Source organism: Kitasatospora sp. NBC_00039, from assembly GCF_045160625.1.
Classification (GTDB): domain Bacteria; phylum Actinomycetota; class Actinomycetes; order Streptomycetales; family Streptomycetaceae; genus Kitasatospora.
Genome location: NZ_CP108289.1, coordinates 8,001,255 through 8,022,511, shown reverse-complemented (window position 1 = coordinate 8,022,511; position 21,257 = coordinate 8,001,255). Strand labels below are relative to the sequence as shown.

Below are 21,257 nucleotides of genomic sequence, written 5' to 3'. Positions count from 1 at the left end.
GCGGCCCCGGACCTCGCGTCCGGGGCCGCCCGCGTGCTCCGCCGCCGGCGGCAACCGGTCAGTCCACGGCCGCGGCCCGCAGGTCGTGGACGATCCGGGTGACCGTCATCCCGCCGCCGGCCCGCAGCGGCCCGAGCCGGCGCCGGTGCTCCACGTGCGCCTCGCTGAGCTCGAACTCACGGAAGCTCGCCTCGTCGGCCCAGTCGGTGAACACGTGGTAGACCTCGCCGCCGCCCCCCTCGGCGTCCCGTACCAGCACCTGCCCCCGGTTGGCCGGGTGGGCCGCGATGAGCGTGCCGATCTCCAGCCAGACCCGTTCGAACTCGCGCTCCCTGCCCGGAACGATGTCCATCCGCAGGATCACCCGGACCGGTCCGTCGTGCTGCACCATCCCCGCCGCCTCTCTTCCGGTCGCCGGGCCGGGCGGCCCGGACCGGGCCAGTGTGGCCGGGCGCGCTCGAATCCCGGTCAATGGGCGGTGTGCATCGTGGGGTTGCAGATCGCGGGCCTGGTGTGCGCGGGTATCGACGTGCTCACGCCTTCGTCGCGCCGATCACCGGCCCCCGCCTCGTCCGGCAGCCGAGGGTGTCCGGTCGCGCGCGCGGGGAGGAGTGCGCGCGACCGGACGGTCAAAGCCCGGCCGCGCGCCGGGGGGTACGCGGCCGGGGGTCGGGAGCCCGGCCGCGCGCGGCGTGGGGACGCGCGCGACCGGGCGGTCAGGGGTGGTGGCCGGACGTCACCCGGCCTGGGGAAGGCGCACCAGCCGCAGGTCCGCCAGCGGCCTGGGCTGACCGTTCGGCTCCAGGGGCTCGACGCCCGGGCGGTCGGCCAGCTCCAGGCCGGGTACGCCCAACAGCTGCGACAGGCCGGGCGCCGGGCGCTCGGAGTGGTACGGCGTCGCGGGAGCCTCCCCGGCCGGCGCGTCGTGCGGGTGGACGTGGGCCGCCCCTGCCAGCAGGACGTACTTCCCCGCCCGGCCGGTGTCCCCGTCGATGAAGTCGGCGGCGAGCGTGTTGAACCGCGCGGCCCGGTCGTACAGCGACCAGGGGCCATTGCTGCGGCCGGCCGGAAGCCCGTCAACGAACTGGACCCTGACCCCCTCGGCCTTGGCCGCGGCCATCACGTCCTGGAGCCCGTTGCCCTCCGGCGACTTGTGCTGCTGGTCGTAGCGCTTGACCATCAGGTCGAGTTCCGGCGGCATCCCGGCGCCCTCCGGCGAACGCAGGTAGGCGTCCGTGTGCTTCTGGAAGCTGTCCCCGCGCAGAGCCTCCAGGTACAGCGTGTCGACGCCGTGCTCCTTGAGAGCCGGCAGGTGATTCTTGAGGAACGCCCAGCTCGGTGAGTTGACGTGGTTCTCGCCCAGCACGAAGCCGTCGTGCTCCGCGAGGACCCGGCCGGCACCGGTGCTGAGGTCCGGGCCGTCGTGCAACATGGCGTCCACCCCACCCAGCGCGCGCGGGGACAGCCCGGCCGGTGCCCGCTCCGCATTTGCTGCCGCCAAGGCGTCGAGCCGATCACGGCGGACGTCCTGCGCCTTCCAGTAGTCGGCGGTCCGGTAGTCCTGACGTGCCAGGAACTCGACCCTCTCGTGTCCCGAGAAGCCGTAGTCGTAGGAGGGCAACCGCTGGAGTTCCTTGTCCGTCCCCCTGAGGAGCGTCCCCCTGACGTCCCCCGAGAGATCGCTGAGGGTCTTCGGATCGAGATCGGTCTTGAAGGTCTTGGTGCGCGTGTTCAGCCGCGCACCCTCGATGGGCGCACCGCCGTTGACGGTCGCGTTGACGTACTTGCCGTCAGCGCTCTTGTGCGGCAGGAGCTCCGCCAGGTCGCTGACGACCGGGTTGGGAGCAGACTGTTTGAACAGCCTCCCCGCCTTGTCGAAGGCCTTGTGCAGCGCGGACTTCTGGAACGGGTAGACCAGCGCAGGCCCGGCCGGGTGCTCGTGCAGGGGGCGGACCGGCCGCGACTGGCCACCTTGCCGCAGACCGGGGGTGCCCTCGGCGGGCGACCGGCCCTCCACCCGGGCGGGGGACGAATCGACGCCGCCCGGCAGCGATGGCCGCGGCGCAGCGGGACGGACCGGGCCGGTCCTGAACTCCTGTACGGGCTGCGGGACATGTGCACTCGGATGGCCCGACTGCACGGTGGGATGTGCCGTCACCGAGGCCGACGTACCTGGGTGGGACGCGGTGGCACTGCTGTGCAAGGCCGGCACCCCCTGGATGTCCGGCATGCCGCTCACCGGCCGGCCCGCACCAAACGGCGGCCCCTCGGCCGGGCCAGCCGCGAGCCGGACCTCATCGGGCCCGGACCCGCCCGGGCGGACGGGCGCCTCCGCTGAAGCGAGGGCAGTGACCTCCGACACCGGCACATGCAGCTCGGGTACATCGGCCGCGTGCCGCATCAACGGAACGGCCTCCCTCACGGTGTGCGGCGGCACAGCCTCCGACACCGGCACATGCAGCTCGGGTACATCGGCCGCGTGCCGCATCAACGGAACGGCCTCCCTCACGGTGTGCGGCGGCACAGCCTCCGACACCGGCACATGCAGCTCGGGTACATCGGCGCCATGGTGGCCGACGCCCACGGGGACGGGGGTCTCGTGCGCCGGCGCGCTGACCGCAGCAGCCTCATGGAGCGTCGGCAGCGAGGAGAAGTGGCTCACCACGGGCGCCGCAGCGCCCTCGTGGGGGACGGCCACAGCCGGCACCGGGTCGTGCGCGGAGGCGGGGCCGGCGTGCTGAGCGGGCGTCCCTTCGGACAGCGGCGTGTGCGATCCGGCCGAGGCTGGAGCTGCCGCGTCCGTCACCGGCGTTTGAGTGGCCGCGGCGTGCGCAGACGAGACCTCGGCGTGGGCGGGAGGCAACCCCTCCGCCACGGCCGCCGGGCCGTGCACGGGTATGCCGCCCTCACCGCCGTGACTCGAGGACGCCGCCGGCGGGCCACCGCCCGTATTGCCCTGCTCCGGCAGCGGAGCCCCCGGGTGGGACGAGGCGGTCGGGGACTGCGCGCCGTCGTCGACCACGTGCTGTGCCGGGTGCGCGGCGCCGCCGGCCGGCTCCGTCGCGGGTCCGTGTGTACCACCCGGACCGTCGGGGCCGGCCTCCGTGCCGGCTGCGGGGTGCCGGCCGCCCGCGGGCACGTCGCCCTCGTGCGTACCGCCCGCCGGTGCACCGTCCGCGACCGGCGAGGGAGCCTGTGGCCCGGCAGCGTGCCCGGAGGCAGCGGGCATGCCACGCCCGCCGTCGGCGCCCGTACTGCCCTCCGGCCCGGCCGCGTTGGCGGACGCCGCCGACGGCGACTGCTCCGGGGCGTGCGCCCCGGCGGGGACCTCCACCGTCGGCGCCTTGAAGTGCTCGTTGACCGCGGCGCCTGCGGCGTGCAGACCGGCGGCGCCGGCTCCGCTCAGTCCGGAGCCGAGCAGGCTGTGGCTGTCCACCTTCCCGGTGGTCGCGACCTGGGTGACGACATCCGCTCCGACGCCGACCGCGCCGGCGGTCACCATCTTGCCTGGGAGTGTCCCCATCGCCCTGCCCAGGCCCAGCTTCGAGCCGGCCGCGCCGACGCCCTTGCCCAGCACGTGGCCGGAGGCGCCCGCCACCGCGCCGCCCACCGCGTTGTCACCCAGCTCCTTCATGTCGAGTCCCTTACGGTGTCCCTCCATGACCTGAATGCTCTGCGCGAGCAGGTTGATGGCCGCCATCTGGACGGCCTGCTTGGCGGCGAACTTCATCGCCTCCATGGCCAGCTTCTTCAGGATCTGCTGGACGACCGTGCGGCTGATGCCGACAAAGACCGGGATCTCGGCCAGCGACAGGCCCGCGGTAAACGGCGCCTCCACCTCGGCCGTGGCGATCTCGACCGCGAGAATGCCCAGCTGGGCGATGATCTGGATCTTCGCCGTCTCGGCGGAGTTGGCCATCGACTCCAGCATGTCGCCCATGCCCTCGCAGCCCTTGGCCAGGCCTGGGAAGACACCGGGCTCGGCCTCGCCCTTGCCGACGGTGAACTGGTTCCAGTGCCTGGACAGTCCGGTGGCCGCCACGCCGACCTGACCGGTCAGCGCGCGCTCGACGGCGGCGTCGGTCGACTCCTCGACCTCCGTGAGCGTCTGGGCCATGGTGCGCCAGTGCTCGGCCATGCTGCGCAGGTTGTCCTCGTCTGCCTCGGGCCAACGCGTGCCGGCCAGCAGCAGCAGGACCCACTGGAGGGGTTCGGGAAGCTCGGTTGCCATGGTTAGTGCCTCCCGCCGGTGTGCACCATCGGGCCGATATGGGGGGCGGGAAGGGTCGGCGCCACCGGTACTGGTGCCTGCGGCAGCGCGGCCGCTGCCGGGAGCGCGTCCACGGGACGGTACGTGTCCAGGACCTGCTTGCGACCGTCGAGGGCGTTCACGACCTGCCGCTCGGTGGTCTCGTAGTTCTCCGCCATGACCTTCAGCCCGTGCGCGACCCGGCGCAGCGCGGCCGGCAGGCCCTTGAGGCCCTTGAGCGTGCCGGAGCTGTACGCGAGGTAGCCTTTCTCTCCCTCCGCGAATTCATGCCCCGCATGGTCGTTACCCCAAGGAGAGGTGGCGTTCATACTGGTCAGGAAGCTGTCAAGGGCGAGGTACGCCGCGGAGACCCGGTCCAAGGCGGCAAGCATCGGGGAGACTGCCGCCCGGTACTGTTCCGGGGTGACCTCGAAGCCTGTCCCGGCATCGGCCTTCGCAGTCGCGGCCGCCGCACCGCCGGCAGCCCCGGACGCGGCCGAATCCGCGGAGCCGGCCGCGAGGGTGGCCGTTCCCATCGCCGGCCCGCCGACCACCTCCGTGGCCGTCCCGCTCCCGGGCAAACCGGTGACCTCCGTCGCCGTCTCCGGCCCCCGCGGCTGGACCGGCGCCCCCAACTGGCCGGGCGCGTACACCTTCGTGCGGAATTGATCTTCCATGACTCGACTTCCCCTACCGACGTGAGCCGTAGACCGGTCGAACGACCGGCGGGCCGGAACTGCTCGGGTGGCGGCCGACGGCCGACATCACCCGTTACCTGTTGTTCGTACGGCCGATCACGGCCGGGGCGCGTCCCCCGCCGCCGCGGCCGGCGCCGACCCGGGCGCCGGGGATCCGGGCGGCAGCGGCTTGTCGAGCTCGCCCGAGGCCGCCAGCTTCGCCAGCGCCGCCCGCAGGGTCGGGCTCGGCACCCGGTAGCCGCCCTCCTCCCGGATCGGGGCCCGCTTGCCGGCCGCCGCCGCGCCGTCGGACGCCTTGGCCGAGCCGGCCGCACCCGCGCCCGGTTCGAGCTCGCCCCTACCCCGGCCGGCTGCGGCCTGGACCTGGTCCAGGTGGGCGGCCTCCGCCGACCGCTCGCCACTGCCCCCGCCCGGACTGCCTGCCGAAGCCCCCGAACCGCCTCCCGGACCGCCCACCACCGCTTGGGGGCCGAGGACCGCACTGGTCAGCTGGGTGAGCAGGTCACCCGTCGCCGCAGCCGGGCGCTCCTCCTGTACCGCGGCCGGCGCGGCATCCGCCGTCGGGTGCCGCCGGTCGGCCGCGTCGGCGCGGACCTCGTCCAGCCAGCGCCGGCGGGCCCGCTCGGCCTCCCGGTCGCCCACGGGCGCCCGCGCCGCCAGGCCCTGTATGCCCGAGTCGGTGAGGATCTCGTCCTCGTCCTCGGGTATCGCCTGGCCGAACCCTCTGAAGCGGGCCGAGCCGCGACCGGCGCCGCGCTTGCCCTTGCCGTGCGCGCCGCCCATGCCGGCCGGCCCACGCCCGCCCCCCGGCGCGCCGCCCGTGCCGGTACGGCCGGCCGCGCCCGCACCGGGCGCGGCCTTCGCACCCGCCCCCTGTCCGGCCCCCGGGGCCACGGTCTGCCAGGTCGAGCGGGCACCGACCGTCTGCCCCACCATCCCGGCCCGGGCCGCCGCGCCGGCGGCCCCGGCGGCCCCGGCGATCGCGGACGCGCCGGAGGCGCCGGACGCGCCGCCGAACGCCCCGGCGCCTCTGAACGAGTGCGCACCCGCCCGGGGCCCGCCGCCGCCGGCTCCTCCGCCGCCGTGCGCCCCGCCACCCGCCCGGGCGTCGGCTCCCGGTGAGCCCGAGGCCGGCACCCCGGCACCGGACACATCACCGGCACCACCGCCGGACGCCCCCGGCACCCCCGCACCCGTCCCTTCGCCGGTAGCGGTACCGGAGAGGCCCGCCAGGTTCAGCCCAGGCATGGCACCTGCCCCCGGCCGGCAGACAGTGGCTCCCGGCACCTGCGCCGAGGCGAACTCGGACCGCAGCGTGCCGGGCCCGCCCAGCCCGGCGAGCACCGGCCGGGCCGCAACAGCCGAGGCCCCGCCCGCGGCGGCGTCGGCCGGGCCGTCCACCCCACTGGCGGCGGTCGTCGAGTAGGCGGTGCCCACCCCACCGAGCAGGCAGACCTTGCCGGCATCCGTCGTGCGCTCGATCTGGCCGGCGCTCTGACGGAGCATCGAATCGACGTCCGCACCGACCTGCCCGGTGTGCTGCCGGCACAGGTCGGCGGTCTTGCGTACGCCCTCGGACCGGGCGGCGACCTCGGGCAGCGCGCCGGGCAGGCCGGTGTCCAGGTACTCCTTGGCGGCCCTGAGCTGCTGCACCATTGCCGTCTTCGCCTGGGTGACGGTGTCCGACGCGCCGCGCAGGCACTGGGCCATCGTCAGCCCGGCCTCCAGGGTGGTGACGGCGTGGGCGTCGTCACGGCCGGCGTACTTCTCCAGGTACTGCCGGAAGTTGTCGGCGGCTGCCCCGGACATGTGGGCCATCGCCTGCTGCGCGCTCGCCACGATGGCCCGCACCCGGGGGTCGGCCGCGGTGTTCCACGCCTCCCAGGCCGCGGCGAGTTCGGCGAGTTGGCCCTCATCGGTGTTCGGGAAGGCGATGCCCGACCCATTGGGGCTGCTCTGGACGGTCTTGAGCACCTCGGCCAGGTCGGCGGGCAGCTCGATCATGATCGATCACTTTCTGGGCGAACGGGACGTCCGGTCGTGGTGGTCCAGGCGGGTCGGGCCGGAACAGGCCTCACCGGTCGGCGACCGGACCGAGCTGAACCGCCGGATTCCCCCGCACAAGCGGCACGGGCTTCGCGAGCGGCAGGGACACGCCGGCCGACTGGCCATCGGCCCCGCCGAGGATGCCCAACAGCTCGGCGGCGTGGCCGTCGTCGGCCTCGCGGTAATGGCGGCACATCAGCAGCAGGTTGTCCGCCATCGCTGCGGAGTTCCGGAGGTAGCGGCGAATGGCCTCGACGGCCTGCTGCTGGTGCTCGACCAGGCCGCCGACCCCGGACCCGCCGCCCAGCAGGGCCGAGCCCACCGGATCGGTGCCGTACGCGGCCCGGGAGACCCCCCGAACGGCGGTCTCGACCTTGACGGTATGCGGTTCGAGTTCCGCGACCAGGCTCCGGATCTTCCTCGCGGCCGCCTCGACCTCCTTGAGGTCGATCCTGAACTCCCCGTTGCTCATCCGACTCACGCTCACCAATCTGGCTGGACCGACTTCCCGCTGACACTGGTGACCGACGATCCATCATGCAGGTAATGGATCTATAAGCAGACTGTAAGTAGCCCGCCCTCCGGGACCGGTCTTGTCCGGGGCCTTCACCGTTCCTGGCCTTCACCGCCCCGGCACGGAGCGCCTACCCGGAGGGGCTGCGCAGCGCCGGTCGACGAGGTGGCGTACGCCCGGACGTGCTTCCGGGCCTTGGAACCCCGGCCCGGCGTGCCGAACCGTTTCGGGTCCGGCCCGAAATCTTGTCGGTCCCGATCGTCATGACCTCCGGCCCGCCCGTTCCTATCGTGGAGCCATCGGGACACACCGGACACCGGACCCGCCGGCATGCCGGGGCGTCAGGCGCGGCCGCTCGATTCCGGGTCACCCGTCGCCCCGCGCCCTCCCACCGTTCTCGCATCTGAGGAGCAGCATGGCCATCCTGACCGCGGTCCCCGCCGGCCACGACGTCTGCAGCCTGACCGTTGTCGGCCCGCACGGCCTGGTCGACCTCGCCGCCCCGGTCACCGTCCCGGTCGCCGGACTGCTCGCGACGTTTCTCCGGTACGTCGGCGGACCCGATGCCACCGACGGCGACTGGGTGCTCCGGCGCCTCGGCGGCGCGGTGCTCGACCCCGACGGCACGCCCATGTCGCTCGGCCTGCACGACGGCGACGTCCTACACGCGTTGCCGGCTGCTCTGCTCTGACCGGCCGACTCCGGCCCCTGGACGCGGAGTCAGCCGGTCAGCCCCTCGGCGGTCCACCAGGACCGGGGGTCGTCGCAGCCTCCGACGCCGAGCCGCTCACCGTATCCCTGCTCGATCAGGCAGCCGCCCCGGTGGGCGTGGATCCTGAGCCGGGTGGCGGACCGTCCGTCGGACAAGGTCCACCCGAGGGACGCGGAGGTGTCCGCGAACGTCCACAGCTGGCCCGGAATCCCGTCCTCCTGGCCGCTCCCGGACCGCTCGTGCCCGAGGTAGACCGAGCCATCCGGGTCGGTGGTGAGCACCAGGGGACCGGTGCGGTCCTGGTCGGTGCTCAGCAGCAGGGATTGGACGACCAGTTCACCGTCAGCCGTGGGCCGCACGAGCCACTCCTGGCTCTCCTCGGCGTTCTCCGGCATGGCGGTGACCGCGGCCCCGTCCGCGGCACGGGACGCGCCGGCTCCGGCGGCCGCCATTCTCAGCCGCGACTGCCGGGCCGTCAGGGTGCCGAGTCCGCGCAGCAGCCGGGGGGCGGACCCCTGCGGGACGCGGTCCGGCTCCGGCGGCAGCATCCCGGTCCGATCGGCCGGCTCGTAGGCGAACGGAGCGCTGTGGCCGCCTGCCCGGTCCGCGTCGGCGGTGATCGCAGGCGCGGCCGCGGCAGTGTCCGTCAGATCGTCCTGACCAGCCACCAGGAGGCAGGGGAGCAAGGCGAGCGCGGCGGTGGCTTTTGCGGCCGCGCGTGCTGGGCTTTGTGACAACTGAGCTATTCTCCAAGGGAGTTCGACGAAAATGGCGGGACTCTCCTGCGCCGCGGAGATTCCGCGGCTCCGCAGGGCCGCTCGCCGGAGCTGTGCCGCCGAGCGGCCCCGCATCGGGTGCGGTGCCGGTCAGTCCCTGCTCAGGGTGCTGGTCAGCATGGTCTGAACGGACGTCATCACGGTGCTGTCGGCCAATGTGGTGGTGTCGCCGACCTCGCGGCCCTCGGCGATGTCCCGCAGCAGGCGGCGCATGATCTTGCCGGAGCGGGTCTTCGGCAGCTCGCCGACCACCTTGATCTGCTTCGGCTTGGCGATCGGGCCGAGCGTGCGGCTGACGTGCGCCCGCAGCTCGTCGACCAGCTCGGGGCTGTCGGTGGCGGTGCCGCGCAGGATCACGAAGGCGACGATCGCCTGGCCCGTGGTGGCGTCGGTGGCGCCGACCACGGCGGACTCGGCGACGGCCGGGTGGCCGACCAGGGCCGACTCGACCTCGGTGGTCGAGATGTTGTGGCCGGAGACCAGCATGACGTCGTCGACCCGGCCGAGCAGCCAGATGTCGCCGTCCTCGTCCTTCTTGGCGCCGTCACCGGCGAAGTAGCGGCCCTGGAAGCGCGACCAGTAGGTGTCGATGTAGCGCTGGTCGTCGCCCCAGATGGTGCGCAGCATGGACGGCCACGGCTCGGTGAGCACGAGGTAGCCGCCGGAGCCGTTGGGGACCTCGCGGGCTTCGTCGTCGACGACGGTGGCGGCGATGCCCGGGAGGGCGCGCTGGGCGGAGCCGGGCTTGGTCTCGGTGACGCCCGGCAGCGGGCTGATCATGATCGCGCCGGTTTCGGTCTGCCACCAGGTGTCCACGATGGGGGTCTTGCCGGCGCCGATGTGGTCGCGGTACCAGATCCAGGCCTCGGGGTTGATCGGCTCGCCGACGCTGCCCAGGATCCGCAGCGAGGAGAGGTCGAACTTCGCGGGGATGTCGTCTCCCCACTTCATGAAGGTGCGGATCGCGGTGGGTGCGGTGTAGAGGATCGTGACGCCGTACTTCTGGACGACCTCCCAGAACCGGCCCTGGTGGGGGGTGTCCGGGGTGCCCTCGTAGATGACCTGGGTGGCGCCGTTGGAGAGCGGGCCGTAGACGATGTACGAGTGGCCGGTGACCCAGCCGATGTCGGCGGTGCACCAGTAGACGTCGGTCTCCGGCTTGAGGTCGAAGACGGCGTGGTGGGTGTAGCTGGCCTGGGTGAGGTAGCCGCCCGTGGTGTGCAGGATGCCCTTGGGCTTGCCGGTGGTGCCGGAGGTGTAGAGGATGAAGAGCGGGTGCTCGGCCTCGTGTGCCTCGGGGGTGTGCTCGGTGGACTGACGCTCGGTGATCTCGTGCCACCAGACGTCGCGGCCCTCGGTCCAGGAGATGTCCTGGCCGGTGCGGCGGATGACCAGGACGTGCTCGACTCCGTCGGCCTTGGTCAGTGCCTCGTCGATGGCGGGCTTGAGTGCGGACGGCTTGCCGCGGCGGTATCCGCCGTCGGCGGTGATGACCAGCTTGGCCCGGGCGTCCTGGATGCGGGAGGCCACGGCGTCGGCGGAGAAGCCGCCGAAGACCACGGAGTGGGTGGCACCGATCCGGGCGCAGGCGAGGATCGCGACGACGGCCTCGGCGATCATCGGCAGGTAGATCGCGACCCGGTCGCCCTTGGCGACACCGAGTTCCAGCAGTGCGTTGGCGGCCTGCGAGACCTCGTCCTTGAGCTGGGCGTAGGTGATCGAGCGGCTGTCGCCGGGCTCGCCCTCGAAGTGGATGGCGACCCGGTCGCCGTTGCCCGCCTCGACGTGGCGGTCGACGCAGTTGTACGCCACGTTGAGCTTGCCGTCGGCGAACCACTTGGCGAACGGCGGGTTGGACCAGTCCAGCGTCTCGGTGGGCTCCACGGCCCAGCTGAGGCGGCGGGCCTGCTCGGCCCAGAAGCCCAGGCGGTCCTCGGAGGCCTGCGCGTACGCGGCCGCGGTGACGTTGGCGGCTGCGGCGAGCTCTGTCGGCGGGGCGAATCGCCGCTCCTCCTTGAGCAGGTTGGCCAGGCTCTCGTTGCTCAACACATTCTCCTCTTGTCGTGCTGGTCCGGACGTCGCCGGGATGGTGCGGTGGTGGTGCCGGCCGCCGCCGGCGGTGTCGGTGCGCTCCGACCCTCGCTGCATGAACGGACCTCCGGATCCGCGCACGTGGCAGGCCGTCGCCTCGCGGGCGGCGAGGGGGCGGGGCGTGAGCGGGGGAAGGCCGATCGGTACCGCGGACGGGTCCGGATCCTCCCCCGGATCCGGCCGAAGTCGGCGCACCACCTGGTCCCACCAACCTAGGCACGCGCCGGCGCCGAGGCATGACGGGCGGTACCGAAATGTCCGGCGCGGCCTGTTCCGCGCGCGGAGTCGCCCGGGCCCGGCCGCGATGACAAGGTACTTACGCGGCGATGACACGCACGGGTGAGAATCGGCCTGTGAGTGGCCGGTCCCGTCCGTGGTGCCGCGGAGTCCGCGTGCCCCTCGGCCGTCCGCCGCTCCGGTTCCACAGCGCGACCTCGCCTCGGAGGGGCCGGGACCGCTCCGCAGACGGACAACCCTGGTGTGACATGGCAGCAAGCCCAGCAGTGATCGATCTCGGTGGAGCGGGAGTTCGTCCCGTCCTGCACGGGCGTGAGCGTGAGTCGCAGGCTCTTCGGCAGTTGCTCGCCACCCCGGGCGACGGCTCCGTCTCCGTGCTGCTCCAGGGCGACTGGGGCAGTGGGAAGACAGCGCTGCTGCGGGAAGTGCTGGCCGGGGTCCGAGAGGACCCGAATGTCCTCGTGCTGTCGGCATCGGTCGATCCGCTCGAACGGGAGCTGCCCTTCGGTACGGTCCGCCAGTTCTTCGAGAACCTGACCATGGGCGACGCGCCCGACCGGGGGCGCACCTGGCTGTCGGCGGACGGCGACCGCGGCGCCGCTCCCTGGGCGCCGCGACCGGGCGCCCAGGCGGTCCCGGCCGCCGAACCGGATCCGGCGGCGCTCGGCGACCTGTACCGGCTGGTGGTCCGGCTCACCGACCACAGGCGCCTGGTGATGGTCGTCGACGACCTCCAGCGGGCTGATCCCTGTTCCCTACGCTGGCTGCGCTACGTCCTGTGCCGTGGCGCCGAGCTGCCCGTGGTCGTCCTCGCCACGCTCGGCGAGGAGGGGACGCACGCGAACACGGACGCCCTCGCCGACGTCGTGCCGCTGTTCGGCCACCGGCTGACGCTGCGCGGGCTGGCCGAGGAGGCGGTCGCGTCGTTGGCCGAGGAGATCCTCGGCCAACCCCCGGGACCCGGCTTGACCACCGCCTGCCGGGAGGCGAGTGGAGGCAATCCGCTCCTGCTTCGCGCTGTGCTGCGCGGGGTCCGTGCCGCCGGCCCGTACCACGCCGTCGCGGGCCCGGCCGTGCGGATCGCCGAGTATGTCCCGGTCGACCTCGGCCGGGCCGTACTCGCGCGGATCGAGGTGCTCGCGCCGCACGCGGTGACTACAGCCACTGCCGTCGCGGTCCTCGGCCGCGAGCCGAGCATCGATCTGCTGGTCGAGGTCACGGGGCTCGCCGAACCGCAGATCGAGGACGCCGTGCACGGGCTGGTGCGGGCGGGCTGTCTGACCCGGACCGCGGCCGGGCCGTCCTTCGGGTGTGAGGCCCTCGCCGCAGCGGTGGCCTCCACCGTGCTGCCCAGCAGGCGGATGGACCTCCACGTCCGGGCGGCACGCTTCTTGCGGGCACGCGGCGCCTCGGCGGCGCGAGTCGCCGTCCATCTCCTGCCCGGCCCCCTGGGCGAGGCGTGGGCCCCGGAGGTCCTGGCCCGGGCCGCGGAACTGGCGGGCGGGCGGGGCGACACCGATGAGGCCGCGGCCTACGTGCGGCGCGCCCTGCGCGAGGAGCTGGACGACGAGTCCCGGGCCGGTCTGCTGGCTTCCCTGGGCCGACTGGAACTCGCCACCAGCGTTCCGGTGGCCGTCCGCAGCCTTGAACGCAGCCTCCGACTGTGCCGGGATCCGGCCGAACGGACCGCGGTGGCCCGCAGGTTGGCCGGTGCGCTGCTGGCCCTGGACCGCCATTGCGACGCTCTGGACGTCCTTCGGCGCACCGGTGAACACGTCCGGGAGGCCGACCCCGCCAACGCCATGCGCCTGGAGATCGACCACATCCACATCGCGCTGACCAACGCGCCCTCGGCCCCGGACGTCGTGAAGCGACTGATGGAGCTCAATGTCCTCGACGCCGTGGACGCCGGTGTCCGGCGGCCGTTGGCCGCTCTGTTGAGCCTGCGTGAGGTCATGGTCGGCCGGTGCCCGGAGGAGGTTGTGAGCCTCGCGCGGCTGGCCCTGGGGCAGGGCGTCGACCCGATGTCCGACGACTCCGTCGTCTATTACGACGCCCTGATATCCCTGCGGGCGGCCGGAGAGACGGAGTTGGCGCTGGAACACGCCGACGCCGCCGTGCGACAGGCGTGCGCTCGCGGCTCCGTCCTGGGGCAGGTCCAGGCGCTCGGCGTACGGGCGAACCTCGCAGGACGGCTGGGACGCCTTGCGGAAAGTCAGGCGGACGCGGCCTCGGCGCTCGGGGAACTGCGGGGGATCGGCATCGGACCGTCGCACAGCTTCGCCGTTTTCGCGACCGCGACGTCGATGGACTCGCTCGTCCGGCAGGGGAAGCCCGACGACGCCGAGGACCTGCTCCAGCGCGCTGACCTCGCCGGCGAGTTGAACTCCAACTGGGTCAACGACCATGTCCTGATGGTCCGAGGCCGACTGCGGGTCGCCCAGGGGCGCCTGGACGAGGGCCTCACCGACTTCCTGCTGTGTGGTGAACGGGCCTCCGCCCGCGGGATGTCCGGTCCGGGTTTTCACTCCTGGCGCTCCGAGGCGGCGCTGGTCCAGGCGGCACTGCGGCGCGCCGAGGCCGCCCGGTCGCTGGCGGCGGAGGAGCTCAGGCTCGCGCGCATCTGGGGCGTGCCGGAGACGGTGGGCACCGCTCTGCACGCCATGGGCCTCGTCCTCGGCGGAGTGAAGGGGCTCGACCTGCTCCGCGAGGCCGTCGGACTCCTGGCAGGCGCGCCCGCTCACCTCCGGTACGCCCGGGCCCTGGCCGACTGCGGCGTGCTCGCCCGGAAGGCCGGGCGGCTGCCCGAGGCGCGCACCTGCCTGCAACGGGCCGCGAGCGTCGCCCACGAGTGCGGTGCGACCCCGCTGGTCGACCTGGCGCTCGCGGAACTCCGGGCCGTCGGGGACCGGCCGCGCACCCGGACGTTCCACGGGGTGGCCTCCCTCACCCCCACGGAACGGCGCGTCGCGGACCTCGCCATCCAGGGCATCACCAACCGTGAGATCGCCCAGCACCTGTTCGTCGGCCTGCGCACCGTGGAGGTGCACCTCACCAACGTCTACGGCAAGCTCGCCATCGACGGCCGCGCGGGCTTGGCATCCGCGCTGGCGTTCTCGGAGGCCCCCGGATCACGGCTACCGGACAATGGCGCGGCCGTCGGCCCGGAGCGGCTGCCCCAGCTGTCCGGTGTCTCGGGCTAGGGCCGCTCGTCCGTCCGGCTGCACGGCCGCCTCGCCGGTCGGATCACCCTTGCGCCGGCACGACGGCCGCGAGCCGGCCCAGGAGAGCGCGGGCCCGCTGCTCGCCCACGGTGTCGCCGAGCCGCACGACCGCCGTGAGCGCCTGTGTCAAGTACGCATCGGCCTCGTGGTTCCGCCCCGCGTCGACCAGCGCGGACGCGCAGGACAGCAGGGTGCGGGCGTGCTGGGTCCGCAGTCCCCGCATCTCGCAGAGCGCGAGGGCGGCGCGGTACTCGGCCAGCGCCTCGTCGTACCGGCCGAGCGCCGCCAGGGCCTCGGCCAGGGAACGCTGGGCGACCACGACGCCGGCCGGGCTCTCGGCCGCGCGGCAGCCTGCGAGCGCGTCCCGGGCGGCCTCCAGCGCCTCGTGGGGCTGACCGAGCGCGAGATGGGCCGGGGCGAGTTCGAGGGCGCACCGGGCCGTCATGCTGATGTCCCCGACCGCGCCGGAGAGGTCACGTGCGCGGCGGTTGTGGTCGAGCGCCTCCTCCAGGCCGTCGGGTCGCTTGCCGGCCACCATCCCCATGACGTGCAGCATCCGGTGGGACATGTCCAGGCCCGGGGTGGGCGGTGTCTCGTAGGCGCGACGGGCCAGCGACCGCGCCTCCTCATGGCGTCCGAGGTGCGCGCACGCGATGGCCGCCACCGCGCAGCCGTACATGACCGCGGCGCGCTCGCCGTGCCGCTCGCCGGCGCCGATCAGCTTGTGGGCCAACGCGCCCAGGGCCGGCCAGGGCATGCACAGGTCGGTGTACGCGGTGAGAAGCGCCAGCAGGCCCGCCAGCGTCCGGGTGTCCTCCACGCCGATCGGCCGGTAGGGATGGTCGAGGATCTGGGCGGCGACCGAGAGCATCGCCGGGAGTTCGTTGATCACCCACTGCTGCGCCTGTGCCTCGCCGGTGAAGGCCAGGCCGGTGGAGCCGGTGTTCGGATCGACGGACGCGCGCAGCCGGCTGTGCGGCCACTCCACGCGGATGGCGGCGGCCGTCCCGGAGAGGTGGAACCGGGCGATCCGGCCGAGGACCTTCTGCCGTACCTCCGAGGCGTCGGTCGCCAGCGTCCGGTGCCGGGCGAACAAGCGCAGGAGGTCGTGGTACCGGTAGCGTCCGGGGTCGCAGGGCTCCAGCAGCCCGACGTGGGCCAGCTCGTCGAGGATCGCCTCGGCTCCCCGCCGGTCGCACTCCAGGATCGCTGCTGCGGCGGCGACGGACACGTCGGCCAGGTCCGGGATCGCCAGCAATCTGAAGGCGCGCGCCTGGTCGGCCTCCAACGCCGAGTAGCCGAGATCGAAGACCGGCTCCACGGCCAGGCTGCCGGTCTCCAGTTCGACGAGCCGCTGGCGCCGGTCGTCCAGCCGCTCGGCCAGGAAGGCCACGCTCCAGCGCGGGCGGGCCGCCAAGCGGCTGCCGACGATGCGGACGGCCAGGGGCAGCATGCCGCTGGCGCGCACCAGATCGCGGCTGGCCTGCGGCTCCCGACGGCACCGGTCGGCGCCCGCGATCCGCTCCAGCAGGCTGATCGCCTCCGGCTCGCTGAGCGGCTCCAGCGCGGTACGACCGGTCGTCGGCAGGCACGTCAGCGGTGCCCGGCTGGTGACCAGCACGGCACACTCGGACGTCCCCGGGAGTAGCGGGCTCACCTGCTCCGTCCCCGTGGCGTTGTCCAACAACAGGAGGATGTCGCGGCCGGACAGCCGCGAACGGTAGAGCGCGGTGCGCTCGGCCCGGTCTGCGGGGATGTTCTCGGACGCGACGCCCAGCGTCCGCAGGAACACCTCCTGGACCTCGTACGGGTCCGCGGCCTCCGCGCCGGCCCCCCGCAGGTCGGCGTAGAGCTGGCCGTCGGGGAACCGTGCGCGCGCGATGTGGGCGACGTGGACCGCCAGCGCGGTCTTGCCCACGCCGCCCATTCCGTGGATCGTCCAGACGGCGGGCGCCGTCCTCGAGGTCCGGCTGTCGTGGTCCAGGGCGTCGAGTACCGCTGCGACGTCCTCCGAGCGGGCTGTGAAGTCCGGCACATCGGGCGGGAGTTGGGCCGGCGGAGTCCAGGGGTGGTTCGCCCCGGTCTGCCGGGCCCGGCCGGCTGCGGATGTGGCGGCCGGTGCGGCGGCCGTCGAAGGCGGTGCGGCGAGCGTCGGATCCGCCGTGAGAATGCGCTGGTGCAGCCGGACCAGGCCCGGCCCGGGATCGATGCCGAGCTCCTCGGCGAGCAGCTCCCTGGCCGTCGCGAACGCCGCCAGCGCCTCCCCCTGACGGCCACATCGGTACAGCGCCAGCATCTGCAGCTCACGGAGCCTCTCGCGTAGCGGGTGCTCGTCCGCCAGCGACGTGAGCTCCGCGACGGCGGGCGTGTGGCGACCGAGCCGGAGCTCCAGCTCCAGCCGCGCCTCGATCAGCACCAGCCGGTACTCCGTGAGGCGGTCCCGGTGCCGCTGTGCGCTGTCGCCGGGCACCCCGGTGAGGGGCGCGCCGTCCCAGAGGTCGGCCGCCGTGCCCAGCAGCCAGGCCGCCGCCTCCAGGTCGCCGCGGCCCTCGGCCGCCTCGGCCTCCGACTGCAGCCGCTCCGCCTCGGTGAGGTCGAGCGCCCCGTCCGCAAGGCGCAGCGCGTAGCCACCGGCACGCGAGATCAGCACCTTCGGCGCGGACGGCTGGGTCTCCAGTGCTGCGCGCAGGCGCGAGACGTGGTTGCGCAGGGCCGCCGGCGCGCTGGTCGGCGATTCCGCTCCCCAGACGTCCCACACCAGATCCTCCGCGGCCGCGACCCGGCCGGACCTGAGCGCCAGGGCGGCCAGAACGGCGCGCCGCTGTGCCGGTCCGGTGTCAAGCTCCCGTTCACCGCGCCACGCGCGGAGCGGCCCGAGTATCGCGATCCGCAGTCCGTCCATGTCCTTGCCCCGCTGTTCCGGTCAACCCCGTTCCACGGCGTCAGCCGTTGAGCGGGGTGGTCACCTGCTGGGCGGCCGGGCCCTGGTGCGCACCCATTGTCCCCCGTCGGAGCACATGCGGACGCACGGCAGCCGGGCCCCGATCCGTCAGCCGGTACCAAACGCTTCGGTCCCCACCGTCGTGCACGCCGGCAGCGCGACGCCTACCGTCGTCCCGCTGCCTGTCCCCGGGCGGGCAGGAACGGACGAGCCGGTACGTGCCGGTGGGAGTGAGGAGAGCCTACGGATGGCCCTGCGCAAGTCAGCGACGGTGGACCAGGTGACGAAGGCGGTCGCGCGGGACCTTCCGACGGATCGCCCCGTCGTCACCCTGGGCGTCCTGCCCGGCGGGAACATGTACTGGCCCGCCCTGATCGGGGGCACCTTCGACGACGACAGGTACTTCCTCACCCTCACGGACCGCTCCCTGGCCTTCCACGACATCGAGCCCATCCGCTTCCGGCCCCGGAGGCTGGTGCACGTCGTCCCGAGGGCGGAGGCCTCCCAGCGGTTCGGTCTCATCCGGCTCGGCGTGCTGTGGAACCGCTTCGGCTTCGTCCTGCCGGGCGACTCGGCCCCGACCCGGATGAACGTCCGCCGCGCCTGGAAGACGGAACTGGACCGGCTCGTCACCGAGCTGACCACGTCCTCCGCCAGTGGCGGGCCCGGGGCCCGGCACGGCCGCTGACCGTTCGTCGGCGCCGCACGTCGGCGCGGCGGGCGGCTGCGGCCTTGCGTCTGGCACGGCCGGTCACCGGCGGCTCTGTGACGGCGCCGCTGCCCGGCGATTGCCCCAAGATCCTGGCGATCGTGCGGGAGGCCGACGGCCCGGCGTAGGCAGAGCGGTGGGCGAGGAGCCGGCCCTCTCGGTGGCGGTGCCCGGTAAGCCGGAAGCCCCGGACCTGCCCGAGCTTCCCGACGCCTATCCACACCAGGCCGTCCGACGTGCAGATTTCACGATGCACCGTGCCCAATGGGGTCCGTCTTGAGCCGGACCCGATGCCCGGTGGCGATCCTCTGCCTCCAGCCACCGCAGCAGAGGAGTACAGGATGACCGAACATCCGCACGTTCCGGTCCTGATCACCGGAGGCAGTCTGGTGGGGCTCTGCACCGCGCTCTTCCTCGCCCGGCGGGGGGTGCGCTGCCTGGTGGTGGAGCAGCGCACCGGGCTCTCGTCGCATCCGCGCACCCGGGGCGTCAACCCGCGTTCGATGGAGCTCCTGCGGGAGGCGGGGCTGGAGGAGGAGCTGCGGGCGCTGCCGTCGGCGCGCGCGCTGGCCCGCAACAGCGGGATGCTGCTGGCGACGTCGCTGGCCGGCCGGCAGCTGGGCGCCTTCCAGGAGGAGTACTACCGCGAGGTGGCCTCCGACCTGAGCGCGCTGTCGCCGACCACCTGGTGCCTCTGCCACCAGAACGAGCTGGAGGCGGTGCTGCGTTCGGCGGCGGCCCGGGCCGGGGCCGGGTTCCGGTTCGGCTCCGAGCTGGTCGGGCTGGAACAGGACGACACCGGGGTGACGGCCCTGCTCCGGGACGGTGCGGGCCGCACCGCCCCGATCCGGGCGGACTACCTGGTCGGGGCGGACGGGCCGCGCAGCACCGTCCGGCGGGAGCTGGGCATCCCGTTCGGCGGCACCGGGCAGCTCGGACGCTTCGTCGCGATCCACTTCCGGGCCGACCTCTCCGCCGAGCTGGGCGACCGCCGGTTCATCATGTGCTACACCTTCAACTCCCGTGTGCGCGGCGCCCTGATCCCGCTGGACAACGCGAGCGAGTGGCGCCTGGACGTCATCGTCGACCCGTCGGTCGCCGACGACGTGGCTGCCGCCTTCCCGCCGGAACGCTGCCTGGAGCTGATCCGGGCGGCCTCGGGCGTGGACGGCCTGGCGGCGGAGGTGCTCGGGGTCGTCCCGTGGGAGGCGGCGGCGAAGGTCGCGCTCCGCTTCGGCTCGGGCCGGGTGTTCCTGGCCGGGGACGCCGCCCACGTGATGCCGCCGAGCGGCGCGTTCGGCTCCAACACCGGGGTGCAGGACGCCCACAACCTGGCCTGGAAACTGGCCGCGGTGCTCACCGGGCAGGCCGCGCCGGAGCTGCTGGACAGCTACGAGGCGGAGCGGCGGCCGGTCTGCGCGGCCACCGTGCGCCAGGCCGTGCTGCGCCAGCAGGACCGGCCCCGGGGCGGGGACCGCCACGGCCGGCGCGGGGTCCCGCCGGGGGTCGTGGAGGACGTCACGCTCTGGTTCGGCTGGCGCTACCCCTCGCTCGGGCTCCCGGCCGCGGCGGCGGACGGGCCGGTGACCGCGGACGGTGAGCCGGAGGTCTGGGCCGTCGACCCGCGCGGCCTGCCGGGAAGCCGGGCCCCGCACGTGCGGCTGAGGCGGCCCGGCACCGGGGAGCTCTCCGCCCTCGACCTCTTCGGCCGCTCGGCCGTGCTGCTCACCGGCGCCACCCCGGGCCGCTGGCCGGCCGCGGCACGGGCGGCCTCCCGGCAGCTCGGCGTGCCCCTGACGGTGCACGGCATCGGCGGCGCCGGCGAACTCTCGGACCCGGACGGCACCTGGGCCAAGTCGTACGGGGTGAGCGAGGCGGGCGCGGTACTGGTCCGGCCGGACGGGGTGGTGGCCTGGCGCTCCCCCGGTGCGCGGTCGGACGCGGAGCACGCGCTCGGCACGGCGCTGGCCCGCCTCTACGCCCGGACCGTGTAGCGCCGGCGGGAGGGGCGCACGGAACGGGCCCGCGCCGGATCGGCGCGGGCCCGTCGGGGGATCGGCGGGACCGGGGCCACCGGGAGGATCGGTGGCCTGTCGGCCCGTCGGGGGCCCTCAGATGTGCTCGATCACGACCGAGGCGTCCTTGTCGCCGTCGCCGGCCTCCACGACGGCGGCGAAGCGGGCCCGGACGGTCTCCAGCACCGGCATCGCCACCCCCGCGTCGGCGGCGTCGGCGACGGCGAGGCGCAGGTCCTTCTCCATCAGCTCGGAGCGGAAGAAGGCCGGCCGGTAGCTGTTCTTGCGCATCAGTTCGGCCCGGAAGCGCATCACCTGGGAGCTGAAGCCGCTGCCCGCGATGGAGGCGAGCAGGCGGTCCCGGTCGAGGCCGGCCCGTTCGCCGTAGGTCACGGCCTCGGCGAGCGAAGCGACCTGGGCACCGAGCAGCAGGTTGAGGATGAGCTTGGCGGTGGCGGCGGAGCCTGGGGCGCCGAGCGGGACGAGTTCGGACCCGATGGTCTCCAGGACGGGCCGGACGGCCTCGACGTCCCGGTCCTCGCCGGAGAGGAACACCCGCAGCTGCCCCTCCCGCGCCTGGATCGGGTTGCCGACGACGCACGCCTCGACCCGCCGGAGCCCCCCGGCGGCCAGCCGGGCGGCGGCCTGCCGGGCGTACTCGGGCGAGACGGTGGAGGTGTCGATCACCAGGGCGCCGGGGGCCAGCACCGGGACCACCTCGCCGAACAGCACCTGCTCGACCGCGGCCTCGTCGCTGAGGCTCAGCAGCACGGTGCCGGCACCGGCGGCGGCCTCGGCCGCCGTCGCGGCCACCACCGCGCCCTCGGCGCGCAGCGGCTCGGCCCGGCTCGCGGTCCGGTTGTGCACGGTCAGCGGGTGTCCGGACCGGAGCAGGCGGTGGGCCATGCCGCCGCCCATGCTGCCGAGTCCGATGAACGCCAGTCTCGCGCGGCTCATAGTGCTGCCTTCCTTCATCCGTCGTGCTGGTGGGAACGTGCGGGCAGAAGGCTGTCCCCGGCACCGGGGGTGAGCGCCGGGGACAGCG

At 74.0% G+C, this 21,257-nt stretch carries 13 protein-coding genes; 4 read left to right on the top strand and 9 right to left on the bottom strand.

The annotated features are described in order from the left end of the window. Positions 1-58: 58 nt before the first annotated feature. The 5 genes from OG286_RS35515 to OG286_RS35495 form a co-directional block, all read right to left on the bottom strand. Positions 59-391 carry an antibiotic biosynthesis monooxygenase family protein gene (locus OG286_RS35515; RefSeq protein WP_396325704.1) on the bottom strand — a complete coding sequence of 111 codons (333 nt, stop codon included), beginning with the start codon at positions 389-391 and terminating at the stop codon, positions 59-61. A 345-nt stretch (positions 392-736) separates the two neighbouring features. Beyond that, positions 737-4,231, bottom strand: a complete 3,495-nt coding sequence (locus OG286_RS35510; protein WP_405366016.1) for a hypothetical protein — start codon at positions 4,229-4,231, stop codon at positions 737-739. Positions 4,232-4,233: 2 nt separating this feature from the next. Then, positions 4,234-4,926, bottom strand: a complete 693-nt coding sequence (locus OG286_RS35505; RefSeq protein ID WP_405366015.1) for a hypothetical protein — start codon at positions 4,924-4,926, stop codon at positions 4,234-4,236. Positions 4,927-5,043: 117 nt separating this feature from the next. Beyond that, entirely contained in the window at positions 5,044-6,951 is a 1,908-nt protein-coding gene (locus OG286_RS35500) for a hypothetical protein (protein WP_405358761.1), read from the bottom strand. 70 nt (positions 6,952-7,021) lie between these two features. Then, positions 7,022-7,465 (bottom strand): hypothetical protein, encoded by a 444-nt coding sequence (locus tag OG286_RS35495; protein WP_396325700.1) that lies wholly within the window; start codon positions 7,463-7,465, stop codon positions 7,022-7,024. Between the two features lie 457 nt (positions 7,466-7,922). Here OG286_RS35495 and OG286_RS35490 point away from each other — a divergent pair, with 457 nt between their 5' ends. After that, positions 7,923-8,198: an EsaB/YukD family protein gene (locus tag OG286_RS35490; protein WP_396325699.1), complete on the top strand. Its 276-nt coding sequence runs from the start codon at positions 7,923-7,925 to the stop codon at positions 8,196-8,198. A 29-nt stretch (positions 8,199-8,227) separates the two neighbouring features. On the opposite strand, the gene OG286_RS35485 is transcribed toward OG286_RS35490, so the two are convergent. Both OG286_RS35485 and acs read right to left on the bottom strand, forming a co-directional pair. Continuing rightward, positions 8,228-8,887 (bottom strand): hypothetical protein, encoded by a 660-nt coding sequence (locus OG286_RS35485; protein ID WP_405358762.1) that lies wholly within the window; start codon positions 8,885-8,887, stop codon positions 8,228-8,230. A 198-nt stretch (positions 8,888-9,085) separates the two neighbouring features. Then, positions 9,086-11,041: an acetate--CoA ligase gene (gene acs / locus OG286_RS35480; protein ID WP_405358763.1), complete on the bottom strand. Its 1,956-nt coding sequence runs from the start codon at positions 11,039-11,041 to the stop codon at positions 9,086-9,088. A gap of 530 nt (positions 11,042-11,571) precedes the next feature. Between acs and OG286_RS35475 the strand changes: the two genes are divergently transcribed. Next, positions 11,572-14,526 (top strand): AAA family ATPase, encoded by a 2,955-nt coding sequence (locus tag OG286_RS35475; protein ID WP_405366014.1) that lies wholly within the window; start codon positions 11,572-11,574, stop codon positions 14,524-14,526. Positions 14,527-14,569: 43 nt separating this feature from the next. On the opposite strand, the gene OG286_RS35470 is transcribed toward OG286_RS35475, so the two are convergent. Next, positions 14,570-17,449: a BTAD domain-containing putative transcriptional regulator gene (locus OG286_RS35470; protein ID WP_405366013.1), complete on the bottom strand. Its 2,880-nt coding sequence runs from the start codon at positions 17,447-17,449 to the stop codon at positions 14,570-14,572. A gap of 286 nt (positions 17,450-17,735) precedes the next feature. Here OG286_RS35470 and OG286_RS35465 point away from each other — a divergent pair, with 286 nt between their 5' ends. After that, a complete protein-coding gene (locus tag OG286_RS35465) occupies positions 17,736-18,176 on the top strand; it encodes a hypothetical protein (RefSeq protein ID WP_396323592.1) in 441 nt (146 codons plus the stop codon). A 362-nt stretch (positions 18,177-18,538) separates the two neighbouring features. Further along, a complete protein-coding gene (locus OG286_RS35460) occupies positions 18,539-20,191 on the top strand; it encodes an FAD-dependent monooxygenase (RefSeq protein WP_405366012.1) in 1,653 nt (550 codons plus the stop codon). Positions 20,192-20,308: 117 nt separating this feature from the next. Here the strand turns inward: OG286_RS35460 and OG286_RS35455 are convergent, their stop codons facing one another. After that, complete coding sequence (locus OG286_RS35455; RefSeq protein WP_396323594.1) at positions 20,309-21,169, bottom strand: NAD(P)-dependent oxidoreductase; 861 nt, start codon at positions 21,167-21,169, stop codon at positions 20,309-20,311. Positions 21,170-21,257: the final 88 nt, after the last annotated feature.

Coding starts and splice junctions, on each gene's coding strand:
- OG286_RS35505 (WP_405366015.1), bottom strand. CDS start 4,926: ATGGAAGATCAATTCCGCACGAAGGTGTACGCGCCCGGCCAGTTGGGG.
- OG286_RS35515 (WP_396325704.1), bottom strand. CDS start 391: ATGGTGCAGCACGACGGACCGGTCCGGGTGATCCTGCGGATGGACATC.
- OG286_RS35470 (WP_405366013.1), bottom strand. CDS start 17,449: ATGGACGGACTGCGGATCGCGATACTCGGGCCGCTCCGCGCGTGGCGC.
- OG286_RS35510 (WP_405366016.1), bottom strand. CDS start 4,231: ATGGCAACCGAGCTTCCCGAACCCCTCCAGTGGGTCCTGCTGCTGCTG.
- OG286_RS35465 (WP_396323592.1), top strand. CDS start 17,736: ATGGCCCTGCGCAAGTCAGCGACGGTGGACCAGGTGACGAAGGCGGTC.
- OG286_RS35495 (WP_396325700.1), bottom strand. CDS start 7,465: ATGAGCAACGGGGAGTTCAGGATCGACCTCAAGGAGGTCGAGGCGGCC.
- OG286_RS35475 (WP_405366014.1), top strand. CDS start 11,572: ATGGCAGCAAGCCCAGCAGTGATCGATCTCGGTGGAGCGGGAGTTCGT.
- OG286_RS35490 (WP_396325699.1), top strand. CDS start 7,923: ATGGCCATCCTGACCGCGGTCCCCGCCGGCCACGACGTCTGCAGCCTG.
- OG286_RS35455 (WP_396323594.1), bottom strand. CDS start 21,169: ATGAGCCGCGCGAGACTGGCGTTCATCGGACTCGGCAGCATGGGCGGC.
- OG286_RS35460 (WP_405366012.1), top strand. CDS start 18,539: ATGACCGAACATCCGCACGTTCCGGTCCTGATCACCGGAGGCAGTCTG.
- OG286_RS35500 (WP_405358761.1), bottom strand. CDS start 6,951: ATGATCGAGCTGCCCGCCGACCTGGCCGAGGTGCTCAAGACCGTCCAG.